Source organism: Nocardia sp. CA-084685 (genome assembly GCF_050955785.1).
Classification (GTDB): Bacteria; Actinomycetota; Actinomycetes; order Mycobacteriales; family Mycobacteriaceae; genus Nocardia.
Map to the genome: position 1 here is coordinate 5,376,861 of NZ_CP192094.1, position 21,586 is coordinate 5,398,446.

At 63.7% G+C, this 21,586-nt stretch carries 19 protein-coding genes and 3 pseudogenes; 11 read left to right on the top strand and 11 right to left on the bottom strand.

What is annotated here, in order from left to right:
- Positions 1-63 precede the first annotated feature (63 nt).
- The 4 genes and pseudogenes from ACQP2U_RS24160 to ACQP2U_RS24175 form a co-directional block, all read right to left on the bottom strand.
- Complete coding sequence (locus tag ACQP2U_RS24160; protein ID WP_433709571.1) at positions 64-258, bottom strand: hypothetical protein; 195 nt, start codon at positions 256-258, stop codon at positions 64-66.
- A 2-nt stretch (positions 259-260) separates the two neighbouring features.
- Positions 261-665, bottom strand: a complete 405-nt coding sequence (locus ACQP2U_RS24165; RefSeq protein ID WP_433716571.1) for a recombinase family protein — start codon at positions 663-665, stop codon at positions 261-263.
- Positions 666-839: 174 nt separating this feature from the next.
- Positions 840-956, bottom strand: a pseudogene (locus ACQP2U_RS24170) (zinc finger domain-containing protein); the annotation flags it as partial.
- Positions 957-1,139: 183 nt separating this feature from the next.
- On the bottom strand, positions 1,140-2,072 hold the full coding sequence (locus ACQP2U_RS24175; protein ID WP_433709572.1) for an AraC family transcriptional regulator: 933 nt from the start codon (positions 2,070-2,072) through the stop codon (positions 1,140-1,142).
- Positions 2,073-2,167: 95 nt separating this feature from the next.
- On the opposite strand from ACQP2U_RS24175, the gene ACQP2U_RS24180 reads away from it, so the two are divergent.
- From ACQP2U_RS24180 to ACQP2U_RS24190, 3 genes are all read left to right on the top strand, one after another.
- Positions 2,168-3,427, top strand: a complete 1,260-nt coding sequence (locus ACQP2U_RS24180; RefSeq protein ID WP_433709573.1) for an SGNH/GDSL hydrolase family protein — start codon at positions 2,168-2,170, stop codon at positions 3,425-3,427.
- A gap of 70 nt (positions 3,428-3,497) precedes the next feature.
- On the top strand, positions 3,498-4,505 hold the full coding sequence (locus ACQP2U_RS24185; protein ID WP_433709574.1) for an alpha/beta fold hydrolase: 1,008 nt from the start codon (positions 3,498-3,500) through the stop codon (positions 4,503-4,505).
- A gap of 32 nt (positions 4,506-4,537) precedes the next feature.
- Positions 4,538-5,962, top strand: a complete 1,425-nt coding sequence (locus ACQP2U_RS24190; protein ID WP_433709575.1) for an MFS transporter — start codon at positions 4,538-4,540, stop codon at positions 5,960-5,962.
- Positions 5,963-6,115: 153 nt separating this feature from the next.
- Here the strand turns inward: ACQP2U_RS24190 and ACQP2U_RS24195 are convergent.
- Positions 6,116-6,412 (bottom strand): annotated as a pseudogene (locus ACQP2U_RS24195) (Tn3 family transposase); the annotation flags it as partial.
- Positions 6,413-6,611: 199 nt separating this feature from the next.
- Between ACQP2U_RS24195 and ACQP2U_RS24200 the strand changes: the two are divergent.
- Positions 6,612-6,869, top strand: coding sequence for a hypothetical protein (locus ACQP2U_RS24200; protein WP_433709576.1), 258 nt, complete (start codon positions 6,612-6,614; stop codon positions 6,867-6,869).
- Between the two features lie 331 nt (positions 6,870-7,200).
- Positions 7,201-7,560, top strand: a complete 360-nt coding sequence (locus tag ACQP2U_RS24205; RefSeq protein ID WP_433709577.1) for a nuclear transport factor 2 family protein — start codon at positions 7,201-7,203, stop codon at positions 7,558-7,560.
- A gap of 1,123 nt (positions 7,561-8,683) precedes the next feature.
- Here the strand turns inward: ACQP2U_RS24205 and ACQP2U_RS24210 are convergent.
- Positions 8,684-9,133, bottom strand: coding sequence for a WhiB family transcriptional regulator (locus ACQP2U_RS24210; protein WP_433709578.1), 450 nt, complete (start codon positions 9,131-9,133; stop codon positions 8,684-8,686).
- Between the two features lie 690 nt (positions 9,134-9,823).
- Between ACQP2U_RS24210 and ACQP2U_RS24215 the strand changes: the two genes are divergently transcribed.
- Positions 9,824-10,195 carry a hypothetical protein gene (locus tag ACQP2U_RS24215; protein WP_433709579.1) on the top strand — a complete coding sequence of 124 codons (372 nt, stop codon included), beginning with the start codon at positions 9,824-9,826 and terminating at the stop codon, positions 10,193-10,195.
- 913 nt (positions 10,196-11,108) lie between these two features.
- Here ACQP2U_RS24215 and ACQP2U_RS24220 read toward each other — a convergent pair.
- Both ACQP2U_RS24220 and ACQP2U_RS24225 read right to left on the bottom strand, forming a co-directional pair.
- The gene (locus ACQP2U_RS24220) at positions 11,109-11,555 is read right to left on the bottom strand and encodes an SRPBCC domain-containing protein (protein ID WP_433709580.1); all 447 of its coding nucleotides are present in this window, start codon (positions 11,553-11,555) and stop codon (positions 11,109-11,111) included.
- Between the two features lie 1,172 nt (positions 11,556-12,727).
- Positions 12,728-13,831 carry an acyl-CoA dehydrogenase family protein gene (locus ACQP2U_RS24225; RefSeq protein ID WP_433709581.1) on the bottom strand — a complete coding sequence of 368 codons (1,104 nt, stop codon included), beginning with the start codon at positions 13,829-13,831 and terminating at the stop codon, positions 12,728-12,730.
- Between the two features lie 113 nt (positions 13,832-13,944).
- Between ACQP2U_RS24225 and ACQP2U_RS24230 the strand changes: the two are divergent.
- Positions 13,945-14,271 (top strand): annotated as a pseudogene (locus ACQP2U_RS24230) (hypothetical protein); the annotation flags it as partial.
- Between the two features lie 106 nt (positions 14,272-14,377).
- A complete protein-coding gene (locus ACQP2U_RS24235; protein WP_433709485.1) occupies positions 14,378-15,391 on the top strand; it encodes a transposase in 1,014 nt (337 codons plus the stop codon).
- 6 nt (positions 15,392-15,397) lie between these two features.
- On the opposite strand, the gene ACQP2U_RS24240 is transcribed toward ACQP2U_RS24235, so the two are convergent.
- From ACQP2U_RS24240 to ACQP2U_RS24250, 3 genes are read right to left on the bottom strand one after another with little or no spacing between them, the layout of a single operon-like run.
- Positions 15,398-16,582, bottom strand: a complete 1,185-nt coding sequence (locus ACQP2U_RS24240; RefSeq protein WP_433709582.1) for an acyl-CoA dehydrogenase family protein — start codon at positions 16,580-16,582, stop codon at positions 15,398-15,400.
- A 58-nt stretch (positions 16,583-16,640) separates the two neighbouring features.
- Positions 16,641-17,519 carry an acyl-CoA thioesterase gene (locus tag ACQP2U_RS24245; RefSeq protein WP_433709583.1) on the bottom strand — a complete coding sequence of 293 codons (879 nt, stop codon included), beginning with the start codon at positions 17,517-17,519 and terminating at the stop codon, positions 16,641-16,643.
- Positions 17,516-19,372: a long-chain-fatty-acid--CoA ligase gene (locus tag ACQP2U_RS24250; RefSeq protein ID WP_433709584.1), complete on the bottom strand. Its 1,857-nt coding sequence runs from the start codon at positions 19,370-19,372 to the stop codon at positions 17,516-17,518. The genes ACQP2U_RS24245 and ACQP2U_RS24250 overlap by 4 nt, the downstream gene beginning before the upstream one ends.
- On the opposite strand from ACQP2U_RS24250, the gene ACQP2U_RS24255 reads away from it, so the two are divergent.
- From ACQP2U_RS24255 to ACQP2U_RS24265, 3 genes are read left to right on the top strand one after another with little or no spacing between them, the layout of a single operon-like run.
- Positions 19,286-19,975 carry an alpha/beta fold hydrolase gene (locus ACQP2U_RS24255; protein WP_433709585.1) on the top strand — a complete coding sequence of 230 codons (690 nt, stop codon included), beginning with the start codon at positions 19,286-19,288 and terminating at the stop codon, positions 19,973-19,975. The two genes, ACQP2U_RS24250 and ACQP2U_RS24255, sit on opposite strands and share 87 nt — an antisense overlap.
- Positions 19,972-20,925, top strand: coding sequence for an LLM class flavin-dependent oxidoreductase (locus tag ACQP2U_RS24260; RefSeq protein WP_433709586.1), 954 nt, complete (start codon positions 19,972-19,974; stop codon positions 20,923-20,925). The genes ACQP2U_RS24255 and ACQP2U_RS24260 overlap by 4 nt, the downstream gene beginning before the upstream one ends.
- On the top strand, positions 20,922-21,584 hold the full coding sequence (locus ACQP2U_RS24265) for a maleylpyruvate isomerase family mycothiol-dependent enzyme (RefSeq protein WP_433709587.1): 663 nt from the start codon (positions 20,922-20,924) through the stop codon (positions 21,582-21,584). The genes ACQP2U_RS24260 and ACQP2U_RS24265 overlap by 4 nt, the downstream gene beginning before the upstream one ends.
- Positions 21,585-21,586 lie beyond the last annotated feature (2 nt).

Genomic DNA, 21,586 nt, shown 5'->3' on the forward strand with positions numbered 1-21,586 from the left:
ATGCGTCAGTCGACCTGCTGGTAAGGATCGTGTCACCAGGTACATGAATAGTCGTAGGCCTGTTCAGTGGCCTGCGACCGGCCGGTCGGCTTGCACCAGGAGCTGACCGGTGTCCGAACTGCCGTTGCTGGTGTCGGACCGACTCGTAGTGTGGTCGTGGTCGTGGTCGCGAAGCATCCGCAGAACCGTGGCAGGGAAAGGGTGCTGGCCCTTCTTCTTGCCCTTTGTGATCACCAGGCGGCCAGCGATATCGCGCAAGCTCAATCCCTGACCGCGCAGATGTAGAGCGAGGTCGAGCATGTCGTCACCGACGACGGTGGCACCACCAATGGTTTTGCCGCGCTTGCGGGCGGATTTGCGGCCTTCGAGGGTGCGGTCACGAATGTATTCGCGTTCCATGCCCGACAGCGCCGCCAGCACGGTAACACGATCCCGGTCGGGTCGTGCTGGCCCTGCAGTTCTCCGGTGAGGAATTCCAGGCCGACACCGGAGGCCTCGAGCTGTTCGGCCAGTGCCGCCAGTTCGATCCCGCAGCCGAGCCGCTTGTGCTCGTGGACCACGATGGTGACCGCGATTCCCGAGATCCGCATCTCCTGCGCGCGGGTGACCGGCTTGTCCAGTTCTGGGCGATTGGTGGCCCGGGTGGAGACCTTCTCCGAGAACACCCGGGTGACCCGGCCGCTGCGAGGGCATCGAGCTGGGTGTCCAGGGACTGGCGGACTGTGGACGCGCGGGCATACCCGATCCGGACGTGCCCGGTCGGCGCCTTGCCTACCCCTGCGGGCCGGGGAAGCTCGATCCACACTGAGCCTGGGCTTGCGGATCGCCGGGGTTGCTACGGTGAGCGTTTTGGCCAGCGACGGCACGAGCCGGAACCGAGCGGTGTGGTACTGGCTGGCGACCTTGCCCTTGCCGGTCCGGCACGGCGACCCGGCTGGCGCGGTACACGAGGACATCGGGCAGTCGTTGGCCTCCACGCTCACGTATTCGTCGCCGACCACTTTCCATCGTTTCACGAGAGCGTTTCAATCGCCCGCTCGTTTGCAACAACCCATGAAACATGATCCGCCCGGGACGGCGCCGCCGGATCTTACGTGTTTCACAGGCGATCGCCCATGAAACACATGAGGGCATCGTTTTTAGGTTCGCGTCGTGGTGGGTTGATGTCGGCGGCGGTACTGGTTCGGGGGGAGGCCGAATTCGCGTTTGAATGCTTTGGAGAAGGCGAATTCGGAGCTGTATCCGCAGCGGTGGGCGATGGTGTGGATGGGGGTGTCGGTGCGGTGCAGGTGCCGGGCGGCGGTGGTCATCCGCCACCAGGTGAGGTAGGTCAGGGGCGGTTGCCCGACGGCGGTGGTGAAGCGTTTGGCGAAGGTGGCGCGGGAAATTCCGGCTTGTGTGGCGAGTTTTTCTACCGTCCAGGGGTTTTCGGGCTGGTGGTGGATGAGGTGCAGGGCGGTGGCGACGGCCGGGTCGGTGAGCGCGGTGGCCCATCCGGTGTCGGCGTGTAGGTTACTGTCGTCGAGCCAGGCCCGCAGCACGTGGAGCAGCAGCATGTCGATGAGTGCGGGCAGGATGGCGTCAGTCCCAGAGCGTGGCTGGTGTAGTTCGGTGCCGAGCATGTCGACGGTGGCGCGGAGCGCGTTGTGGTCGCCGACGCGGGCGGGCAGGTGGATCTCCGGGGGCAGGCTGCGGAGCAGCGGGTGTTGCCGGACCAGGTCGAAGGTGTAACAGACGCACAGCATTTCGGTTGTGGCGCCGGGACCGGGGATGTCGAGTTCGATAACCGAGTAGCCGCTGGTTTTGTCGGGCTGGAAGTCGATGGCCGGACTTCCGGGTTGGTCGACGAGGGTGTGGGCGTGTCGCGGTCCGGTAAACAGGATGTCCCCGACCCCCAGGAGCGTGGGAGTGCCAGTGGCGGGGATCAGGGTGCAGCCACCCTGCAGGACGATATGGCAGCAGGCCGCGTCGCTGGCGGGGAATCGCACACCCCAGGGGGCGCGGCAGGTGCTGCGGCCGGCGTACGGCTGACCAGCCCGCATGGCGGCGAGCACGTCGCTGAGAACGTCCATGCAGATATCCTACTGGCGCTGAAGTCAGACGATCGGACAAGAAATCCGGACGTCAGGCCATTCATCATCCGAGCCGTTATTCGTACGGTCGTGTCATGGATGGACACAAGATCGCCGGCAGGTCCGGGGGCTCGGTCGTCGACGCCGATCCGATCCGAGCTGCGGTGCCGGACGCGATGCCGGCGGATGCCTGGGGAGCGGCATGGTCGACGTCGCTACAGCGACCCAGCGCCGGCTTCGACCCGAACTGGTCGGAGCGGGGCTTTACGAATCAGACGCTGCGGCAGGTGGTTCGGCTCACCGCGGGCGGCAACCAGCTTCGCATTCGGCTGTCGAATGTATTCGGCCGCACGCCACTCACGGTCACCAGGGCCACCGTGGCCGCGAGCGGTGGTGGCACGGCGATCCGGGCGGATACGGTTCGGTCCCTCACTGTTGATGGGGAAATCACGTTCACGATCCCGGTCGGTGCGGAGGTCGCGAGCGATCCGGTAGCTTTCCGGTCGACGCCGCTGGATTCGATTGCGGTGACGATGTATTCGGCCGCGTCGACGGGTCCCGCCACATACCATTCCCAGGCCCTGGCCACCAGTTTCCGCGCGACCGGAGATCAGTGCGGCGACAGCTCAGGCGCGGTGTTCGCCGAGACCTCGCGGTCCTGGTACTACCTGAGTGGCGTGGATGTGGCCGGTAGTCCGGCGCGGTCGCCCGGCATCGTCGTCCTCGGCGACTCCCTCACGGACGGATCGTTCAGCACCCCGGACGTCAACCGTCGTTTTCCGGACATGTTGGCCGAGCGGCTGGCGGCTGCAGGCAGGCCGCGCGCAGTGTTGAATCACGGCATCGGCGGTAATCGGCTGACCGTCGATTCGGCATGGCTCGGCGACAAGGCGACCTCCCGATTCCGCCGAGATGTCCTGTCCCAGCCCGGTATCGGCACAGTCATCGTTCTGCTGGGAATCAACGACATCGGCATCAGTGAAGCCATCGACACCTCCCCGCTGCCGATCTTCGAGCCCTACACCGTGGTGTCCGCCGACCACGTCATCGCCGCGCACCGCAATCTCATCCGCGAAGCGCGCGACGCCGGTCTGCGGGTGGTTGGCGCGACAGTGTTGCCCGCGAAACCGTCTCCGTTCATCACCGCTCGCAGCGAAGCCAAGCGTGCCGCGATCAACGCCTGGATTCGGACTTCGGGCGAGTACGACGCCGTGGCAGACCTCGACGCCGCCTTGCGCTCACCCGCCGATCAGCAACGGCTGCATCCTACCTACGACTCCGGAGATCATCTGCACCTCAACGACCTGGGGTACCGGGCCATGGCCGAGGCGATCGACCTCGACACCCTGGATTGACGCGCCCTCTCGAAACACTCTGTTCGAAATATGTACTGCCCCAATATCTTTGCGCACAAGGAGCGAATACATGAATACCGAGACCGCCGTCGCGTCGCCCGCCGTCGAGATCGCCCACCGCACTCTCGACGTCAACGGCCTCCGCATGCATGTCGCCGAAGCAGGATCCGGTCCGCTGGTGTTGTTGCTGCACGGCTGGCCGGAATCGTGGTACTCCTGGCGGCACCAGATTCCCGCGCTGGCCGCCGACGGCTATCACGTCGTCGCCCCCGACCAGCGCGGCTACGGTGACACCGATGTCCCCGAACGTGTCGAGGACTACACCATCGATCATCTCGCTGGCGATGTTGCCGGGCTGGTCGATGCGCTCGGCGAGCAGCACGCGACGGTGATCGGCCACGACTGGGGCGCCATCGTCGCGTGGGAAACAGCCAAGATGCACCCGGAACGGATCACGGCCGTGGCCGGACTCAGCATTCCTGACCGGTTCGCCGAACCCCAGGGCGGTGCGGCCACACCCATCGCCGATCTGCAGACCGCGCTCGGATCCGCCTTCTATATCGTGCACTTCCAGCAACCCGGTGTCGCCGACGCCGCCCTGGAATCGGCCCTCGAGCACGACCCCGAGGCACTGTTCCGACGGATCTTCCGCACCGCCGCCGGTGAGGGACCGGGATGGACCGGGATGGTTCCCGAGGGCGGCACCATCGTCGACTCTCTGGCCGACGACACACCAACTCCACTGGCCTGGGCGAGCGACCAGGACGCGAAAACCTATGCGGCCCAATATCAGAGGTCCGGATTCACCGGCGGCATCAACTGGTATCGAAACCTCGACGGCAACTGGGAACTGTCAACAGGCTGGCGGGACAACGATGTTCACGCACCTGCGCTCTATCTCATCGGCGGTCGCGACGGCGCACTTGCTTTGCCGCAATCCCAACGGATGATGTCCGGCGACAGTGGTTTCCGCGATCTGCGCGAAACAGTCGTGCTCCCCGGCGCCGGGCACGCCATTCAGCAGGAACGACCCGACCAGGTCAACCACGTACTCACCCGGTTCCTGCGGTCGCTGTGAACCCCACCGACAATCCTCACCACGGACTCCCCATGACTTCCCCTCCGCGGCCACGGCACGCGCTCACCCTGGCGTTGCTGGCCTTCGCGCAGTTCATCATCGCCATGGACTACAACATCGTCTACGTCGCCCTTCCCGACATCGGCCGCGCCCTGGGCTTCTCCACCCAGTCCGTGCAGTGGGTGGTCGGCGCCTACGCCGTTGGGCTCGGTGGACTGCTGCTGCTGGGCGGACGCGCGGTCGACCGGCTCGGCCAACGTCGCCTGTTCGTATTCGGCCTGGCCCTCTACGGTGCATCCTCGCTGCTCGGCGGTCTGGCAGTGGCGCCCGGCATGCTGGTCGCCGCCCGAGCGCTTCAGGGACTCGGCGGCGCCCTGCTCACCCCGGCAACTCTCGCGTCCATCTCCACCGTCTTCCCTGAAGGACCCTCGCGCAACCGTGCCATGGCCGTCTGGGGAACCGCCGGCGGCGCGGGGCTCGCCGCCGGGTCCCTGATCGGTGGGATACTCACCGAAACCCTGGGCTGGCAATGGGTGTTCTTCGTCAACGTTCCCCTGACAGCGGCGGCAGCGCTCGCGGCACCGCGTGTGCAGCCGGTCGATCCGCCACCCCGTATCCGCGACGGGTTCGACCTTCCGGGCGCGTTGGTCGCGACCCTCGGCGCCTCTGTACTGGTCTTCGGGCTGGCCAGCGGGCCCGAGTCCGGCTGGACCAGTCCACGTGGCGTCGGCGCCATCGCCGTCGGCGTCGGTTTGCTGGCCGTGTTCGTACTCATCGAGCGATATACCCGCGACCCATTGATGCCGTTGCGGTTGCTACGCATCCGCAGCCTCACCACCGCGATGGCGGTGATGTTCATCTTCATGGGCACCCTCAGCGGCCAGTACTACGTATTCACCATGTACCTACAGGACGTTCTCGGCTTCGACGCCCTGCACGCGGGCCTGGCCTTCCTCCCTCTGACCCTGATCGCCATCGCATCCACCGAACGATTGGTGGCCCCGTTACTCAACCGATGGGGCCTGAGCACCACCTTGACAGCAGGCCTGCTGATCAACGCCCTCGGCATGCTCGCGTTCACCGCCGCGATGAACACCAGCGGCTCCTACTGGGCACTACTGCCGGGCATCATCATCTGGGGCGCAGGCTCGTTCACCTACGCGGCCATGTTCGCCGCCGCCGCCTCCGACGTCCCCACCGCCCAACAAGGCGTCACGTCCGGGCTCGCCAACACCGCCCTGCAGATCGGCGGCGCCGTCGGCCTCGCGGTCCTCGTCGCCATCACCAACGCCGCCGGCGAATCCACAACCACCCCTGTCACCACGGCCGGTCTACGCGCCGCAGGCTGGACCGCCGCAGCAGTCCTGCTCTGCGCGGCGGCGATCGCCGCCACACTCAAACCGCCGGCTCCGGTAGCCACCACAACCACCAGGCAGCACGAACATATACAGCCATAACACGCCCCCTGCTGTTATCCGGAGACTCGTTCCCGGGCGAGGTCCAGGCGGGTGGTCATGTCGAGCCGGAACCGGCCATAAGGATTGATGTTGGACCAGAACAGCGGGGACATGGCGCCGCCGCTCGGTGTCGCCGATCAGATCGTGGAACTGCGGATCTTCCAAAACGGCTTGTAGGAGCAGGGTATTGATGTGCACCATCGCCGATTGCAGCAGGTGCAGCGCCAGCATCGACGCCTCGGCGTGCTCGCGGTCGGCGCCGGTGAGCTGAGAATCCTTGCCGTAGAACACGACCGTGTTGGCGGAGTTCCAGTTCTCCACCACCTGCAACCCGCTGTTGATCTCGCGTCTGAGTTCTTCCGATGCCAGATAGTCGCAGGCGAAAATCGTGCGCACCGCCCGTCCCAGTTCCTTGAGGGCTTGGTAGGACCCATCGGCCGGTCGACGTATTCGACGGCCGTGACGCCGACACGCTCGCGCGGCGACCGTCCGTGCACCAGAAGACCGAGGTCATCACTTGAGATCGAGCTGGGGCTCACGCCAGGGGTGCCCGCCGCGGCGCACCGCAGGCCCCCCAATGCGCGGACAGATGGCATCTGTCGGCGAAAATCGGCCAGGCAGCCGAGAAGACGGTCCACGCCCACCGCGGTTGTCTAACCGAATCCGTCACTGCGACAGTGGGTTTCCAAGTGTTCAGCGCGACTTCCTGCTCGGCCGGTCAGCGCAGACCGCCGAGCATGCCGCACCGGTGCTCGACAGCGACCACTGCGGGTATACGCGCCTGCGTGCCCGCACCATCGAACGCTACGACGCGGTGCATCGACTGCGCGCCCAGGCCAAGGGATTACGCAGGATCGCCAAAGAACTAGATACTGATCGGAAGGCAAACCCGGTCTACACAAAATAATTCGGACGAATTTAGATATACCGCAAGAACACGATCGCCTCGCGCATCAACTCGCCGGATGGCACGACGATGCGGTTCGATTGTACGAAAACTCGCTGCGCACTCTTGAGCCGAACCCCGGTTCGGCTCATATGCTCAGACGTTCAACGTGCGCCTAGCCGAGCAGCGCTCGGCGTGCGAACTGGCCCAGTGTAGCTGGTGGTGGGGCTTCGGTTCCCGACAAGCTGGCGCACTGGTAGCGGTTATTCTGTGGGAAGCGACCAGGCGGAATGACTTCAGCTGAGCGCGAACTCGTGAATGGTGAGCTGCTCAGACTGACAGGATGAGACGCATGGATAATTTGCAGGACGCTGAGCGTCGGTTACAGGCCGCGCAGCTCGCCGGAGATGTCAGTGTGCTGGATCAGCTGTTGGACGACCGCCTGATCTTCACGTTCGGTGGTGACGTTTACACCAAGGGCGACGACCTCGAGCTCCATCGCACGAGGGCGCAGGTGATAACGAAGCTCCTCGAGGAGGACTTGACCGTGCTCGTCGACGGACACACCGGGGTGACCTGGTTCCTTGGTGTTGTCGAAGGGACTGTGCACGGGACACCGTTTTCGGCCAGGATGCGCTACACCCGCACCTGGCTGCACGACAACGTCCACGGTTGGCGGATCATCGCCGCGCATGCCGGCACGACCACATGACACGGGCGTTGCGGTCTGCGTGAGACATGCTGCCACCGGTGTGCGGTCAGGACTCCAGCTCGACCTGACCTACCAACGCGTGCGGCACCAATCACCTGGACAAATCGACAGCCACGACGAAAAACCATGCATCACAACCGATCTCGACGCTTCAAGCATGGATCGCATCCGGCTTGGAGGCTTCACACTCCACGGAGCCACGCGCCCCTGACCGCGACGATCTCGCTGGGTCGGGTGGAGAAGGCGCACTCCGCGACGGCACGGTCTGACTCGTCCGCGCCGCACAGCCCGATTCTGGCTGGGTCGCAGTGCAGACGAGCCTAGATTTTTTGCGAAAGGCCGCTGGTACGGCTGTGCGGAAATGCGAAAGTGCCTCTGTCCTGCACGCCGACGGCGTTCGTAATATCGCGAACACCACCACGAACCTCAGTGGTCGTCGATGCCGGCCAACAGTTTGCATTCGCGGCCATCGGCCAGCGGCACCCACCGACGATGTCGAGCTGCCACAGACGCATAGGCGCTTGGCGCTGCCAGCGTCGATATTTACGTTTGTGCTGCTGAACCTGCACGCTGACCAGCCCGTTGCGTATCAGAACACGGTGCACCGTCGGCCGTGACGGCCTCGGGTCGGTGCCGCGGCGGGCGAGCTCGTGGCTGATCCGGCGGGCACCTCACCAGTGATGTTCACGCCGCAGCTAACAGATCAGCGCTTCCACCTCGGCGGACGGCTTGGTCGGGCTGTGGTGTGGCCGCCTGGACCGATCGACCAAGCCCGCCATTCCTCGCTTGTTTGAGCCGTTTACGCCAGTGTGCACGGACTGCCGCGATTTGCCGTACCGCACCGCGACCTCCCCGATCAAGCAACACCCAGCACCTCGCACACTGCGCGATACCGATACTCCGCCAGCGCCTGCTGATACACGAACCGCCTTCCCGATCGACACCGACAACGGCCGACACACCATCACTAGCTGGCTGAAACGTCAAGCGTCACTTGATAACAGACAGTCAAGGAAGTCCTGATTCCTCACATCGACATCGCGGAAGACATGAGTACAAATGCGTAGATTTCGCCGAACTAGTTAATGGCCGGTTACACGATGTGGGTGCCCTGCATGGGATTTCAGTGGGAAGTTCCCGCGTCTGGCAATCCTCTGATGTGGCTCCGGCGGCGTATGGTCAACTGCACGCCCTTCACCTTGGTGACCTCGAACGACTCGCATATCGGTCGATGAAATGGCGACGCGCCCACCTTCCTGCGGGAAATTCTTGTCGGACCGCGGAGCACTAGAGAATTCTTGTACTGGTTTAAATCCACGACGATTCTGCCTCTGTCGTCGTATGGCACTCCGGCCCAAATCACCCCGCGCGGCTCCATACCCGCGGTGGTGAATACCTGGGCGAGGTCACTACATTGTGCAAGCACAGGGCATTGCCTACATGTCTCGATAGCTTGCTGCCACTCCTGCGGCCCACCCGCGTCCAAGTCCCAGTCGGTGGGCCGGGCCGAACACGGAACCCGTAGCTTGGTCCGCTGCCTCAGCGCTAGGTTGTCCTCAATGTTGCTCATCATGGCCTCCTGCGGGCTCAGGTCTGGACTTGAGCCTGCCCGGAACACTCCCAGCAAACATCGGAGAACCTACGCAGATTTTGGCCTCCCGTGTGGTGCGCACACTGTGTTCGCCTACCGACGATCGAATACTTCCGTGGCTTGGCTGATCTCAGATCGAGACCAATGGGCCAGGCTGGTCGCGGATGATCTTGCGAAGGTGGAGTTATGGGCCTATTGATGCTCTGAAATCCGTGCAGTCAGCGCCGTCATCCACGATCGGCATACAGTCGTGGCGAAACTTGAGCACGCAATGGCCTCGCGGAGGTCGTTGCACGCGGATTGGGTTATGCATCGACATCGCTTGTCCTGGGAGGCTATCCAGCGGCGGTTAAATTCCCAACAGGGATGGCAACCGATCGCCTTCGACGGAGTCGAACTGTTCGACCTCTCGGCGGTGTCGACTATCCGATTTCGCTACCGGTGCAAAACAATTCCCGCACGCTGGCCGACAGCATCGCAATCATCCAGTCCTGCGGCGTGATCTCGTGCAGAGTCCGGTGCTGAATAATGGGCACGCTGGGTACGGCGGGAGGGCCGGGCTTTGCCCGGGGTTCATGCGACTGAGGGTTTCTCGGCGGGAACCCAAGGATGCTGATGTAGATTTAGGGCGAGTTGATCCTTGGGTTCGTGCTTAATCCAGTGGAGTGGATCATGTTCCTCGGCTGGGGTTTATATGAGTTGTCGCGCGGCTGCGCCGTATCGGATCGCTGTGGTCTCGTCGAGTCCGAACACGATGGCCAGGTGGAGCGTGTCGGGTCCGTGGGTGAGTGCGTCGTCGAGTTGACCGTCGACGCGGAGGGCTTCCAGGGTGGCAGCTCGGGGGCGGAACGGCGCGTTGAGAACGATGTCGCTGATGGCTCGGGTGTCGAGGCAGTCTCGTTTGTTGATGATCAGGTGCGGGTTGGCGGTGTCACGCCAGCGTCCCTGCCGGTATCCGAGCCAGTCGATCAGGGGGTGAGTTCGTCGAGGGGGCGGGTCACCGAGCCGATGGTCAGCCGTCGGTTGCCGAAAGGCTTATTTTAAGAACCCATGGCAGTCGATCGAGGCGGTGCAGTTTCACCGCCACATACAGCTGGGGCCGACGATCGTCCTTCGCGACTGCGTGCCCACACCATCAAACGCTACAACACCATCCACCCGCTGCACCGCCAAGGCACAGGGGGCTGCGCACGATCACGAAACAGCTTGGCATCGAGCGGAAAACGGCTCGCCGGTTCGTTGCGGCTTCCGCCCCCGAAGACGTGATTGCCGCCGCCACCTCCTGGGGGCTGCTCGATGGATTCATCCCGCATCTGCTCACGCGGTGAAATGACGGCTGCACCGACATGCAGTCCTCACTGCTGACCTGATCAACTCGGATACCGCGGCAGCGAGCGCACCATCTACCGTTACCTACAGCCCTACCGCGCCGACCGCAAATCGACACGGCGGCGGGCGGCGATCCCGTCGGCGGCACCAAAGATTCGCACCCGTGACCGCATGGGCATGCGCGACCCGGACGCGCTCGCCAGCGACGATGCCAACGGCTCGTCGGAATCCTCGCCTGTCGCGCGGAAATCACGGCCGCCCGCCACCGTGTCGGCGCCTGCGCGGTCATGATGTGGGACCGGCGCGGCAACCGCCTCCTGGAATGAATCACGCACGCGGCGACGTGCCCACACTGCACCCGTTCGTCACTGGTCTCGAACACGATTTCGCCGCGGTCACCGCGGGGCTCACCCCGCCGTGGAGCAATGGCCCAACCGAGGGTACCGTGAACCTAAAACACCAGAAACACAGTGCTATGGCCGACGAAACTCGACATGCTCCGAAAGCGCCTACTGCTCACCTATGCCACCGCAGAGGACCTGGCGAAATGATCATACTTCGCCCGGCGGTACGGGTCGCCGCAGCGTGGTTGAGCGGTATCGCTTTGCGTAGCGAGGTCCCAGCACCACTACTCCCGCTTTTCAACTAAGCGCTCAACGGCCTCCTTGATGCCGCTGACGTGCGCCTCCCACATGCCGCGGGAGTGCTCGGCCTCCTCGGCGCTGGCGTTGTTGTCCTGGCTCAGCGACAGGCGGGTCGTGGTGTCGTCGTTCTCGGTCAGCTTGTATGTGAGCGTGTGATAATTCTCTGGCGCGTCCGGCTGGCCGCCGAGCGGACTGTAGTGGGTTACCTTCAGCAACCGGCCGGGCTCCACGGCAAGGATCTCGCCCTTGTCCTCGTACGCCCGCCCTTCGAACTCGCCCTTCCAAACAATCGAGCTGCCCGCCTGCCAGTCGGTGTGCACCTCGGCCCCGAACATGAACCGGCGGATCTGCTCGGGGTCGACCAGCACAGCCCATACCTGCGCCGGCGAGGCACTGATATCGGTTTCCGCGGTGGCCACGTATCCGGTCATTGATTTCAACTCCCATCGATCGATTACGTCGACGGTATGACCGCAGCGGACGGTCGTCTTGTAAATAGGCGTCACCGTGGCCGATCCGTCTTTGTGACGGCGTGGCTTCTGACGCATCTTCAGATCGAAGTCATTACTTCGCGACCGGGCCGGCGCCTACGCCGGCTCGACAACGCACTCGCCGCGGTCACCTCCACGGCCACGCTAAGCTGACGCGTCCTGGTAGCAGCCACCTTCGTCCTCGCCATTGCAGCGGTTGTCCCGTTCGCATAGGCAACCGCCTCAGCCGACGCCACTACCAATCCGGACAAGTACTGCCGCTATTGGAATTACGACCAGCCCAACATGACGACGTTGAATGATGTCCAACATGCTGGCCTGTCCCGATCGCACCGGCAAATGCGCCGACAGTTGGCTGCCAGTGGACATCTCCAGCCCTGCTGGGTGCTGTTCTCCCGCGGCCCCGACGGCAACCATCGACGGACGCACCGACCAGTGCTGTGTCTTGAACTTCAACGTCACTGCCGATGGGCTGGAACTGTCGTCTATCACCCAGCGATGCTCCCACCCGACCGTCGGATCAGGCCAATACTCCCGAGGCTACGGCCAGGGGTCAGGTAGCCGAGCTGCAGCCCACTGACCTGGTGCTTTTGCCGTATGGGCAGGGCTGGTCAGGGCTCGTGGCTTCGTGGAAGGCAGCGAGGCCGGGTTTGACGTAGCGCTGCACTGACCTAGAGATTTGCGTCCGGGCTTGGTCGTGATGACGTTGGCGTCGCTGAGGTGGGTGGCCGAGGAGTGCCGGAGGTGCAGCCAAAGCCGTCGCCGTAGTGGGCGAGCAGGATGCAGGCACGGTCGTAGCCGAGCCGGACGCGGCCTGTTTCCGGGCAGATGTCGTTCGGGTCGATGGTGGCCCGCGGTGCGGACCGGTCGGTGTTCCGACAGGTACAGCGGGCAGGACTCGCGGCCGGCGATGCAGCTGGGAAGCAGGTGGCGGTTGTCGGTTCCCCAGGTGATCCACCTGGTGTCGCCGCCCTCGGTGGTGATCTTGGACTGTTCTACTTGGCATTGGTCACCGACCACGGACAGCACAATCAACGTTTACCGGCCTCCCCGCACAGAGCGCCCCGGGTTGGAACCCAAGGGTGGCTGGGGGCTGTTCTTGGTTCGCATCGTCATTCGGTCACGTTGACCCTGGCGTACGAAGCGATATTGTCTGCAAGCACCCGAAGGTGCGTGTCGGAGCTTCCCAGCGTGTCCTCGATCGCCATCAACCTCGAGACATAGTGTCCGACAGCGTATTCCGACGTCATCCCGATGCCGCCGTGCATCTGTATCGCTTCTTTCCCGATCAGTAGTGCGGCCCTCCCGACCGCGAGCTTGGCCCGCGATGCACGCACGGGATCGTTGATCCGGTCGGCCAGTGACATTGTCGCGTACAAGCTCATGCTCTTTGCCAGCTCCAACGCGACGTACATGTCGGCCGCTCGGTGGGCAAGTGCTTGGAACTTCGCGAGCGCAGTACCGAATTGTTTGCGTTGCTTCAGATAGTCGACGGTCAGCTTCAGGACTTCTTCCATAAGTCCGACCGCCTCGGCACATAGTGCGCCTTGGGCTAATACGTCGATCCTAGCGATCGCGGCCGACTCGTCGTCGCTTCCGAGAGGTTCCGCCTCAGCGGCTTCGAAGCGGATCTGGGCACCACCTCGCCCGTCGTGGGTGCGGTATGACGTGCGGGTTACATCGGCCGAGTCGGCGTCGACAAGGAAGAGTCCAATGCCATCACCAGGCCGTGTGGCCGTGACAATCAAGGTTTTCGCGCGGTCCCCGTGGAGTACAGGGTTCTTGACACCGGTGATTGTCCACCTATCATCCGACTTCCCCGCTGTTGTCGCGACGGTGTTGGCAGGCCATCTGCTGCCGGGTTCTTGATGGGCAAACGCGAGGGTGGTCGAGCCAGATGCGAGTGCCGGCAGATATCGGGTGCGTTGCGTCGGGGTCCCGACGGCGACGATCAGTTCACCGGGAATGAGCACGCCCTCGAGGTAGGGCACCGGTGCGAGGGCGCGCCCTATCTCGGTCATGACCATCATGGCCTCGGCAAGGCCTGCACCCGATCCGCCGTCCGCTTCGCTGAAGGTGAGTCCCAGAAGGCCGATCTCGGCGAGTTGATTCCATAAAGGTTCGTTCCCACCCGGCTCGGTATTGGACCTGCGCCTCAGCACTTCACGGGTAGTGTCGCGCAGCAGAATCTGCTCGTCGGTGAGCTCGAAATTCATTGTTGCCACTCACAATCCGAGGCCCTACCTGCCAAACTCGGATGAGACCATGCGGTCTGTATCTTTCCTGTAGATGATGTAGGGCGAGTTCAGGGACAACGAGCAAGGTGACGATGGGTGCGGCCGATCTGCCCGCCGACAACGGCGCGGCGAAGAAGCCGAAGAAGAAGGGGACGAATTCGGCGCGGCCGAAGCGACGATCGTTCACGCCGGAGTACAAGGCCGCGATCGTGGCCGAGTACGACTTGCTGACCGAGCCGGGCGCGCGGGGCGCGCTGCTGCGCAGGGAGGGCCTGTATCACTCTCATGTGATCGAGTGGCGGCGGGCGCGGGACGCGGGTGCGTTGAATGCGTTGGCTGCCAAGACAACCGGGCCGAAGCCGGCGAAATCCGAGGCCGATCGCCGGGCCGAGAAGCTGGAAGCGGAGAACGCGCGTTTGCGGGCGGAGCTCGAGCGCAAGGACAAAGCGATGGCCGTGCTGGGAAAGCTGTCGAGCTGCTGGAGATGCTCTCCAGCAGCTCGGATTCCGAGCCGAAGCCGCCGAAGTGATCGACGCCGCGACCGGCGAGTTGGAGGTGCTGGTCGGCCAGCGCGCGGCGTGCCGGTTGACCGGCAAGTCGCGGGCGACCCTGCACCGGCACCGAAACCCGAAACCACCAGTCCAGGGTCCGCGGCGGCCAGCGGTGCATCCGGCCGCCCTGACCGCGGCCGAGCAGGCCGCGGTGCTGACCGAGCTGCGCAGCGAGCGGTTCGTGGACAAGTCTCCGGCGCAGGTGTGGGCGATCCTGCTCGACGAGGGCCGGTATCTGTGCTCGGTCTCGACGATGTATCGGCTGCTGCGCGGTCACGGCGAGGTGGCCGAGCGCCGACGCCAGGCCACCCACCCGGCCCGGACCAAACCGGAGCTGGTGGCCACCGGCCCGAACCAGGTATGGAGTTGGGACACAACGAAATTGGCGGGACCGGGCAAAGGAATCTACTACGTGCTATTGGTGATGCTGGACATCTTCTCCCGCAAAGCGATCCGCTGGCGGGTGGTCCCGCGTGAATCCCAGTGGATCGCCAAGCAATTCCAGCTCGACGCGATCGCCGCCAACGACGGGGTCGTGCCCGACTACATCCACGCCGACAACGGCGGCCCGATGATCAGCAAACCGGTCTCCGAGCTGCTGATCGACCTCAACATCACCCGCTCGCACTCGCGCCCGCACGTGTCCAACGACAACCCGTACTCCGAGGCCAACTTCAAGACCCTCAAGTACTGTCCGGCCTTCCCGGACCGCTTCGCCTCCATCCGCGAGGCCCAGCGCTTCTGTGAGGCGTTCTTCACCTACTACAACAACCATCACCGGCACTCCGGCATCGGATTGCACACCCCCGCAACGGTTCACGACGGCACCGCCCACCAGATCCGCGCCGAGCGCGCCACGGTGCTGTCCGCCGCCTACGCAGCCAACCCCGGCCGGTTCCGGCGGCCTCCCACCCCACCCAAGCTGCCCAGCGCGGCCTGGATCAACGAACCGGCGAAGGAGAACATCAACACAGAATTCGTGGCATGACCGGTCTCATCCGGTTTGACAGATTCCGAGGATCGACGAGGCAATGATGGAACGCTGTACCTCACTGGATCCGCTATAGATAGAGACTTTCCGGCTATTCAGGTAATGCGGCACCGAGCGCTGTGCCCAGTTGGGCGAGCCGATGCCGTCGATCCCGATCGGCAGCGAGTCCTGGCCTGCTACCTCCACCGCTAGTTCGGTCGCGGCCTGTTGCAACTGTGATCCCCGCAGTTTGAGCACCGACGACGCCGGATTAGGTTTGCCTTCGGCGGACGTGGCGACCACCCTCAGTTGGGTCAATTCGAGCGCCATCAGTTCGTTCTCGAGTTCGGCCAGGCGTGCAGCGAAAATCGGGTCGTCCAGCAACGTTCCGCGCGGGAGCCGCACGCCCGCGGCGGCTTTTTTGGCGGCGGCGATCATGACCTTCGATTGCCCGGTCCGGGTCACGGTGGTGCGCTCGTTGCCGAGCAGGAACTTGGCGTAGCTCCAACCGGCGTTCTCCTCGCCTACCAAATTCTCGACCGGCACCCGCACGTTCTGGAAAAAGACTTCGTTGACTTCGTAGGTGCCGTCGATCAGTTCAATGGGGCGCACCGTGACCCCGGGCGTGGTCATGTCGATGAGCAGGAACGATATTCCGTGTTGAGGCCGTGTTGCGTTCGGATCGGTGCGGACGAGACAGAAGATCCAGTCGGCGTACTGGGCGAGGGTGGTCCAGGTCTTCTGCCCGTCGACAATGTAGTCCGCGCCGTCCCGGACGGCTCGCGTCGTGAGAGAGGCCAGGTCCGATCCTGACTCCGGTTCGGAAAACCCTTGACACCACCAGATGTCGAGGTTGGCTGTTGCGGGTAGGAAACGCTCTTTTTGTTCTCGCGATCCGAACGTCGCGATGATCGGACCGACCATGGCGGTGTTGAAGGCGAGCGGTGCCGGAACCGAAGCAAGGTCCATCTCGTCCTGGTAGATATGACGTTGCACAGGCGTCCAGTCCTTACCGCCCCACTCGATCGGCCAGTGGGGGACCGCGAGGCCTGCGGAATTGAGGATCCGTTGACTGGTAACGATGTCCTCGCGCCCCAGCTGGCCGAAGGAGGCCGCGCGTTCCCGTATGTCGTCCGGAAAGGCTGTGGTGAAGAAAGCTCGCAGTTCGTTCCTGAATGCGATCTCCGCGTTGGTGAGTTCAAGGTTCATTGGGTGTCGTCCTTTCCCTACAGCGGGTACGCTTCGCGCCCCTGGCCGAGCTGCAGAGTCATGCGCTCGGGTTGCTGTCCGTGTGCAGTTCTCGAACTAGCGCCTCCTGCATCACTGACGCAGCAAGATCGCCTTCGAGGGTGTAGAACTCACCCCGTGCGAGGCCTCTGCCCGCCGCTACAGTTTCATTGCGCAGGACATACAGCAGCCACTCGTCGGCCCGGAACCGGCGATGAAACCACACGGCATGGTCCAGTGAGGCAGCTATCCGGCGCTCGCCGGGCGTGCGCCTCCCCGCCGTGTTGGCGATATTGATATCGGAGATATATGTCAGCATGCTGGCATGAGCCAGATGCTCTTCCTGGAGCCGATCACGCACTCGTACCCAGAACAGCCGACGATCCTCGCCTGCCGGGGTCGCAATCATCGGTTGCGGAACGACCCTGACATCGAGCACCTGCGACGGCGTCTGCTGCATCCGCCAAATATCGCCGGCCAATCCTCCTGCGAGCATTGCCAATTCGGCAGGACTGGGCACGTCCGAGGGCAACGGCATGTCGGGCATCGGGGGCCCATACGACGGACCATCTTCGCCACGGTGAAATGATGCCATCAACGTGAAGATTGTCCGACCGTGCTGACCAGCGGTTACCTGACGAGTTGAGAAGGAACGGCCGTCGCGGGTTTGCTCGACCATATAGGTGATAGGCCGTTCAGCGTCGGCTGCGCGAATGAAGTACCCATGCAGGGAGTGAGGTTCGCTCCCTTCCTGCACCGTTCGACCGGCGGCGGCCAACGCTTGTGCTGCCATCTGGCCGCCGAATGCCGTGCCCGGAAAAGCAGCGTGGCACTGCCCGCGAAAAAGGTTCGCCGACAGCTCGGTGAGCTCTACAACCCTCGACATAGCCGGTAAAGGGTTCGCTGCCGCATAGTTCATGTATGTTCCTGCTCCTGCAGGGTCCGCCACATAACCTTTCCAGCTGCGGACTTGGGCAGTGAGGTAACAAACTCCACGATCCGTGGAGTCTTGTATGCCGCCATATGATTGCGCGCCCACTCGATGATGTCCGTGCCGGTGGTGGAATGGGCCGCCTCCGGACGCAGTACGATGATCGCTTTGACGGTTTCACCGCGATAGTCGTCTTTGGCCGAAATGACACACGCTTCCTGGACGGCCGGATGTTGGAACAATAGCGCCTCGACTTCCGCCGGCCATACTTTGAAACCGCTCGCGTTGATCATGCGCTTGAGGCGATCGGCGATGAAGAAGTAGCCCTCTTCGTCGATCCAGCCGAGATCTCCGGTGCGGAAGAACTTTTCATCACCGATGTGGACAAAGGCTGCTTCGGTCGCGTCCCGATCGCGCCAGTAGCCCTGGAAAACCATCGGGCCGCGGGTCACGATCTCTCCGACTGTGCCTAGCGGGACTTCGCGGTGGGTGTTCGGATCGACAACGCGCGAGTCGACGTCGAACATCGGGATGCCGAGGCATTGGTTCTTGGCGCGGTCGCTCGGGTTGAAATGCGTGGGTCCTGCAGTCTCCGTCAGTCCGTAGCCTTCACAGAAGGTGACATCGAAATCCCGCTCGAGGCGCTCCGCGACCGCCTTCGGCATGGCCGCGCCACCGCCGCTGAGTTGGATAAGGCTGGAGAGATCGAAGGTCCGGTAGTGCGGGCTGGCCATGAGGTCGACGATCATCGTCGGAATGCAGGTCCAATGGGTGACCGAATATCTCGAAATCAGCCGACCTGCTAGCTCGCGATCCCAGCGAGGCAGGATCACCGAGGTAGCGCCGTTGAACACCACGGTCAGAACCGACGACATCAGGCCGGTGATGTGGAAAAACGGGACAACGGCCAGCCCCACCGAAGAGACGGTGGTGTGCCCGATTACTCCGGTGATCGCGTTACTCATAAGGCTGCGGTGCGTGTGCAGACAACCTTTTGGGTGTCCGGTGGTGCCGGAGGTGTAGGGCAGTACCGCGAGATCGTCCGGTTCGGCGGTGAATGGTCCCGGGACCAGATCCTGCTCGAGTACATCGTTCCATCGGGCGTAGCCGTCCGGTATCGCTGGTTCGGACCGCAGCCAAGCCTCGATCCGTTCTGTCGGCAACTCCGCCGGGTCGAGGTCACCAATCAAGGGCATGGCGTCCGCGTATCGCGTCACCAGCACGGCGTGAAGATGATGCCCGAGCGGCGCGGCGTGAGTGGCAGCGTTCACAGTCTCGGCGAGGTCGGCGGCGCAGATGAACGCTTTGGGCTCGGCATCGCTGAGATAATGCTGCAGCTCACTACCCCTGTTCATCGGATTGATAGGCACCACAACGGCATTGGCACGCAGAATGCCATACACGGCCACGGCGAACTGGGGGCTGTTCTGCATCATCACAGCTACCCGGTCGCCCGCGCCGACGCCGACGCTCTGCAACCAGCCTGCGAGCCGTTCGGCTTGCGAACGCAACTCCCGATAAGTCATGGCCCGGCCGAAAAAGATGTACGCGGGCTTGTTGGGGTAGCGGCGTTCTGTCACCTCGAGGTTGAACCACAGCGTGGTATCGGGGATCGCGAGCCGCCGTGGCAGCCGTTTGGGCCAGATCTGTTCGTGCGTTGCCGTCTGCTGCGGCGGCTGGGTTGCCGTCATGTGTTCTCCAGTAGTTCGATAGCCCGACTGTACATACATGCCGCCTGTACGTATAGTCGCGGCATGACAAATTTTGTGCTGACACACGGTGCGTGGCATGGTGGCTGGTGCTGGGAGCGGGTCTCCCAGCGACTCGAAGCCGCAGGTCATACTGTTCACACCCCAACATTGAGTGGTCTCGGCGAGTACGCGGCCGACTGCCGTCCAGAGATCGGCCTATCAACCCACGTGGACGACGTGGCCGCAGTACTTGCCGGACTCACCGACGTGGTGCTGGTCGGGCACAGCTATGCCGGATTCGTGGTCCGGGAGGCGGCCGATCGACTGCCTGACCGGGTCGCCCGGTTGGTCATGCTCGACGCCTGGGTGGGCAATGATGGGCAGTCGTTGCATGAGCGGGCACCGCAATGGTTCAGTGATGCGATGCGCCAGGCTGCGGCCGCAAGGGGCGACGGATGGCTGATCCCTGCACCGTCCGCCCCTCTCTGTGGTGTCACCGAGCCGGCGGACGTGGCCTGGCTGGAATCGCTGCTTACCGGCCAACCCTTGAAAACGTTCGAGGAACCCACGCAGTTGACGGGCGCGGTCGATGACATTCCCTGTCGAGCCGTGTTGTGCACGCCATCCAACGGTGTCCCGTTCGCGGATTGGGCAGCCGAGTTCGATTGGCCTGTCACTGAACTCGTCTCAGGGCACGACGCGATGGTCACGGCACCGGCACAACTCGCAGCGCTACTGATGGAGGCGCCGTGAAGATCGGTGTGCTGCTGCCGACGAGAGAAGCTGCGCTGCGTGGCGACTGGGACGCGCGTGGGCTGATTACCTTCGCTCGACAGGCAGAGCGGCTTGGGTTCGACTCGGTCTGGACCGGCGACTCGCTGCTGGCGACACCGCGATTCGAACCCCTGTCGCTGCTGTCGGCCATCGCTGCGACCACATCCACGATCGCAGTCGGTACCGCAACGCTGCTGGCTCCGCTGCGCCATCCGCTTCTTGCCGCCCACGCCATAGCCACTCTCGACCACATCAGCGAAGGTCGGCTGATCGTTGGTGTGGGCTCTGGATTTCCCCGTCCTCGCACGGCTGCCGAGTTCAGTGCTGTCGGCGTGCCGATGCACGAACGAGCCGGGCGACTGATGGAAACAGTCACGCTATGGAAGAAGCTGTGGAATCACACCGACGGCACGCCACTGTCCTTCGAGGGCCGGTACTGGAACCTGGACGGACTGGAAACGCTTCCAGTACCCGGCCGCCGCGGAGGTCCCCCTGTGTGGTTCGCGGGCGCAGGCCCACGCGCCCTCCGGATGGCAGGCGGAGTCTTCGACGGCTGGCTTCCCTACCCACCCCGACCCGAGGACTATGGCTCTTCGCGCGCGGATCTTCTGTCGGCGGCGGCAAACGCGGGACGCGAGCCCTCAGCATTGACCAGCGCGCTCTATCTGACCATGAACCTCAACGATGATCCAGCTGAGGCCAGGGCCGAACTCGAGACCTATGCGCAGGCCTATTACGGATTGCCGCTGGAAATGGTCGAGCAGGTCCAAGCTTTTGCCTACGGCCCAGAAGAGGGGTGCCGCCAACGAATGAATCTGTATGTGAGGGAGGGCGCGGAGCACATTGTTGTCCGCATCGGAACCCTCACTGACCCGCTGGCTCAGCTCGAGCGTATCGCTCACGCCCTTCTGCCGGAGAGAACGTCATGATGGCACCGGCCGGACCTGCATTGGCAGTAGGCCTGCGACTGGCATACGACAGCATCATCGCGCTAATACGCCAACTTTCTGCGCAGGACTGGGACGCGCCCACCCGATGCACCGGTTGGAGCGTGCGTGACGTCGCTGCCCACATCGCCGGTACCGCAGCGGATTCGGCGACCGGCAACGCAGGCAAAAGGACCCCCGACGAACAGGCGCGCGGACTGCGGGCGCTACGCCCCGAGGAGATAGCCGACTTACTCGCCCAGTCATCCCGGGTGATCACGGACTACCTGGAGGTGCTGGCCCCCACCGCCTGGCAGCGACCCAGCGGCCACCTCGGTCACACGCTCAGTCAGGCCACACTGCTGCTGTGGTACGACGTGTACGTCCACACCGACGACATACGTTCGGCGATCGGACTGCCATCTGACCGGGGCCCTGGCCTCGCCGCTGCCGTCGCCCATATCGAGGATCGCCTGAAACAGCGAGACTACGGGCCAGCTCGAATAATGCTGCATGATCTCGGTGAGTTGCGGTTCGGCACCGGGGGACCCGAGATCGCCGCAGACCCCCTGCATTTTCTGTTGGTCGCGACCGGCCGCGCCGATCCTGCAACCCTGGAACTCGACGGCAGGGTCAATATCTACCGACCCATTACGATATAAGT

What these genes read in the sequence shown, in the direction of transcription:
- ACQP2U_RS24175 (WP_433709572.1), bottom strand. Translation starts at nt 2,072, where the DNA reads ATGGACGTTCTCAGCGACGTGCTCGCCGCCATGCGGGCTGGTCAGCCG.
- ACQP2U_RS24180 (WP_433709573.1), top strand. Translation starts at nt 2,168, where the DNA reads ATGGATGGACACAAGATCGCCGGCAGGTCCGGGGGCTCGGTCGTCGAC.
- ACQP2U_RS24185 (WP_433709574.1), top strand. Translation starts at nt 3,498, where the DNA reads ATGAATACCGAGACCGCCGTCGCGTCGCCCGCCGTCGAGATCGCCCAC.
- ACQP2U_RS24190 (WP_433709575.1), top strand. Translation starts at nt 4,538, where the DNA reads ATGACTTCCCCTCCGCGGCCACGGCACGCGCTCACCCTGGCGTTGCTG.
- ACQP2U_RS24205 (WP_433709577.1), top strand. Translation starts at nt 7,201, where the DNA reads ATGGATAATTTGCAGGACGCTGAGCGTCGGTTACAGGCCGCGCAGCTC.
- ACQP2U_RS24210 (WP_433709578.1), bottom strand. Translation starts at nt 9,133, where the DNA reads ATGATGAGCAACATTGAGGACAACCTAGCGCTGAGGCAGCGGACCAAG.
- ACQP2U_RS24215 (WP_433709579.1), top strand. Translation starts at nt 9,824, where the DNA reads ATGTTCCTCGGCTGGGGTTTATATGAGTTGTCGCGCGGCTGCGCCGTA.
- ACQP2U_RS24220 (WP_433709580.1), bottom strand. Translation starts at nt 11,555, where the DNA reads ATGACCGGATACGTGGCCACCGCGGAAACCGATATCAGTGCCTCGCCG.
- ACQP2U_RS24225 (WP_433709581.1), bottom strand. Translation starts at nt 13,831, where the DNA reads ATGAATTTCGAGCTCACCGACGAGCAGATTCTGCTGCGCGACACTACC.
- ACQP2U_RS24240 (WP_433709582.1), bottom strand. Translation starts at nt 16,582, where the DNA reads ATGAACCTTGAACTCACCAACGCGGAGATCGCATTCAGGAACGAACTG.
- ACQP2U_RS24245 (WP_433709583.1), bottom strand. Translation starts at nt 17,519, where the DNA reads ATGAACTATGCGGCAGCGAACCCTTTACCGGCTATGTCGAGGGTTGTA.
- ACQP2U_RS24255 (WP_433709585.1), top strand. Translation starts at nt 19,286, where the DNA reads ATGACAAATTTTGTGCTGACACACGGTGCGTGGCATGGTGGCTGGTGC.
- ACQP2U_RS24250 (WP_433709584.1), bottom strand. Translation starts at nt 19,372, where the DNA reads ATGACCTGCGGCTTCGAGTCGCTGGGAGACCCGCTCCCAGCACCAGCC.
- ACQP2U_RS24265 (WP_433709587.1), top strand. Translation starts at nt 20,922, where the DNA reads ATGATGGCACCGGCCGGACCTGCATTGGCAGTAGGCCTGCGACTGGCA.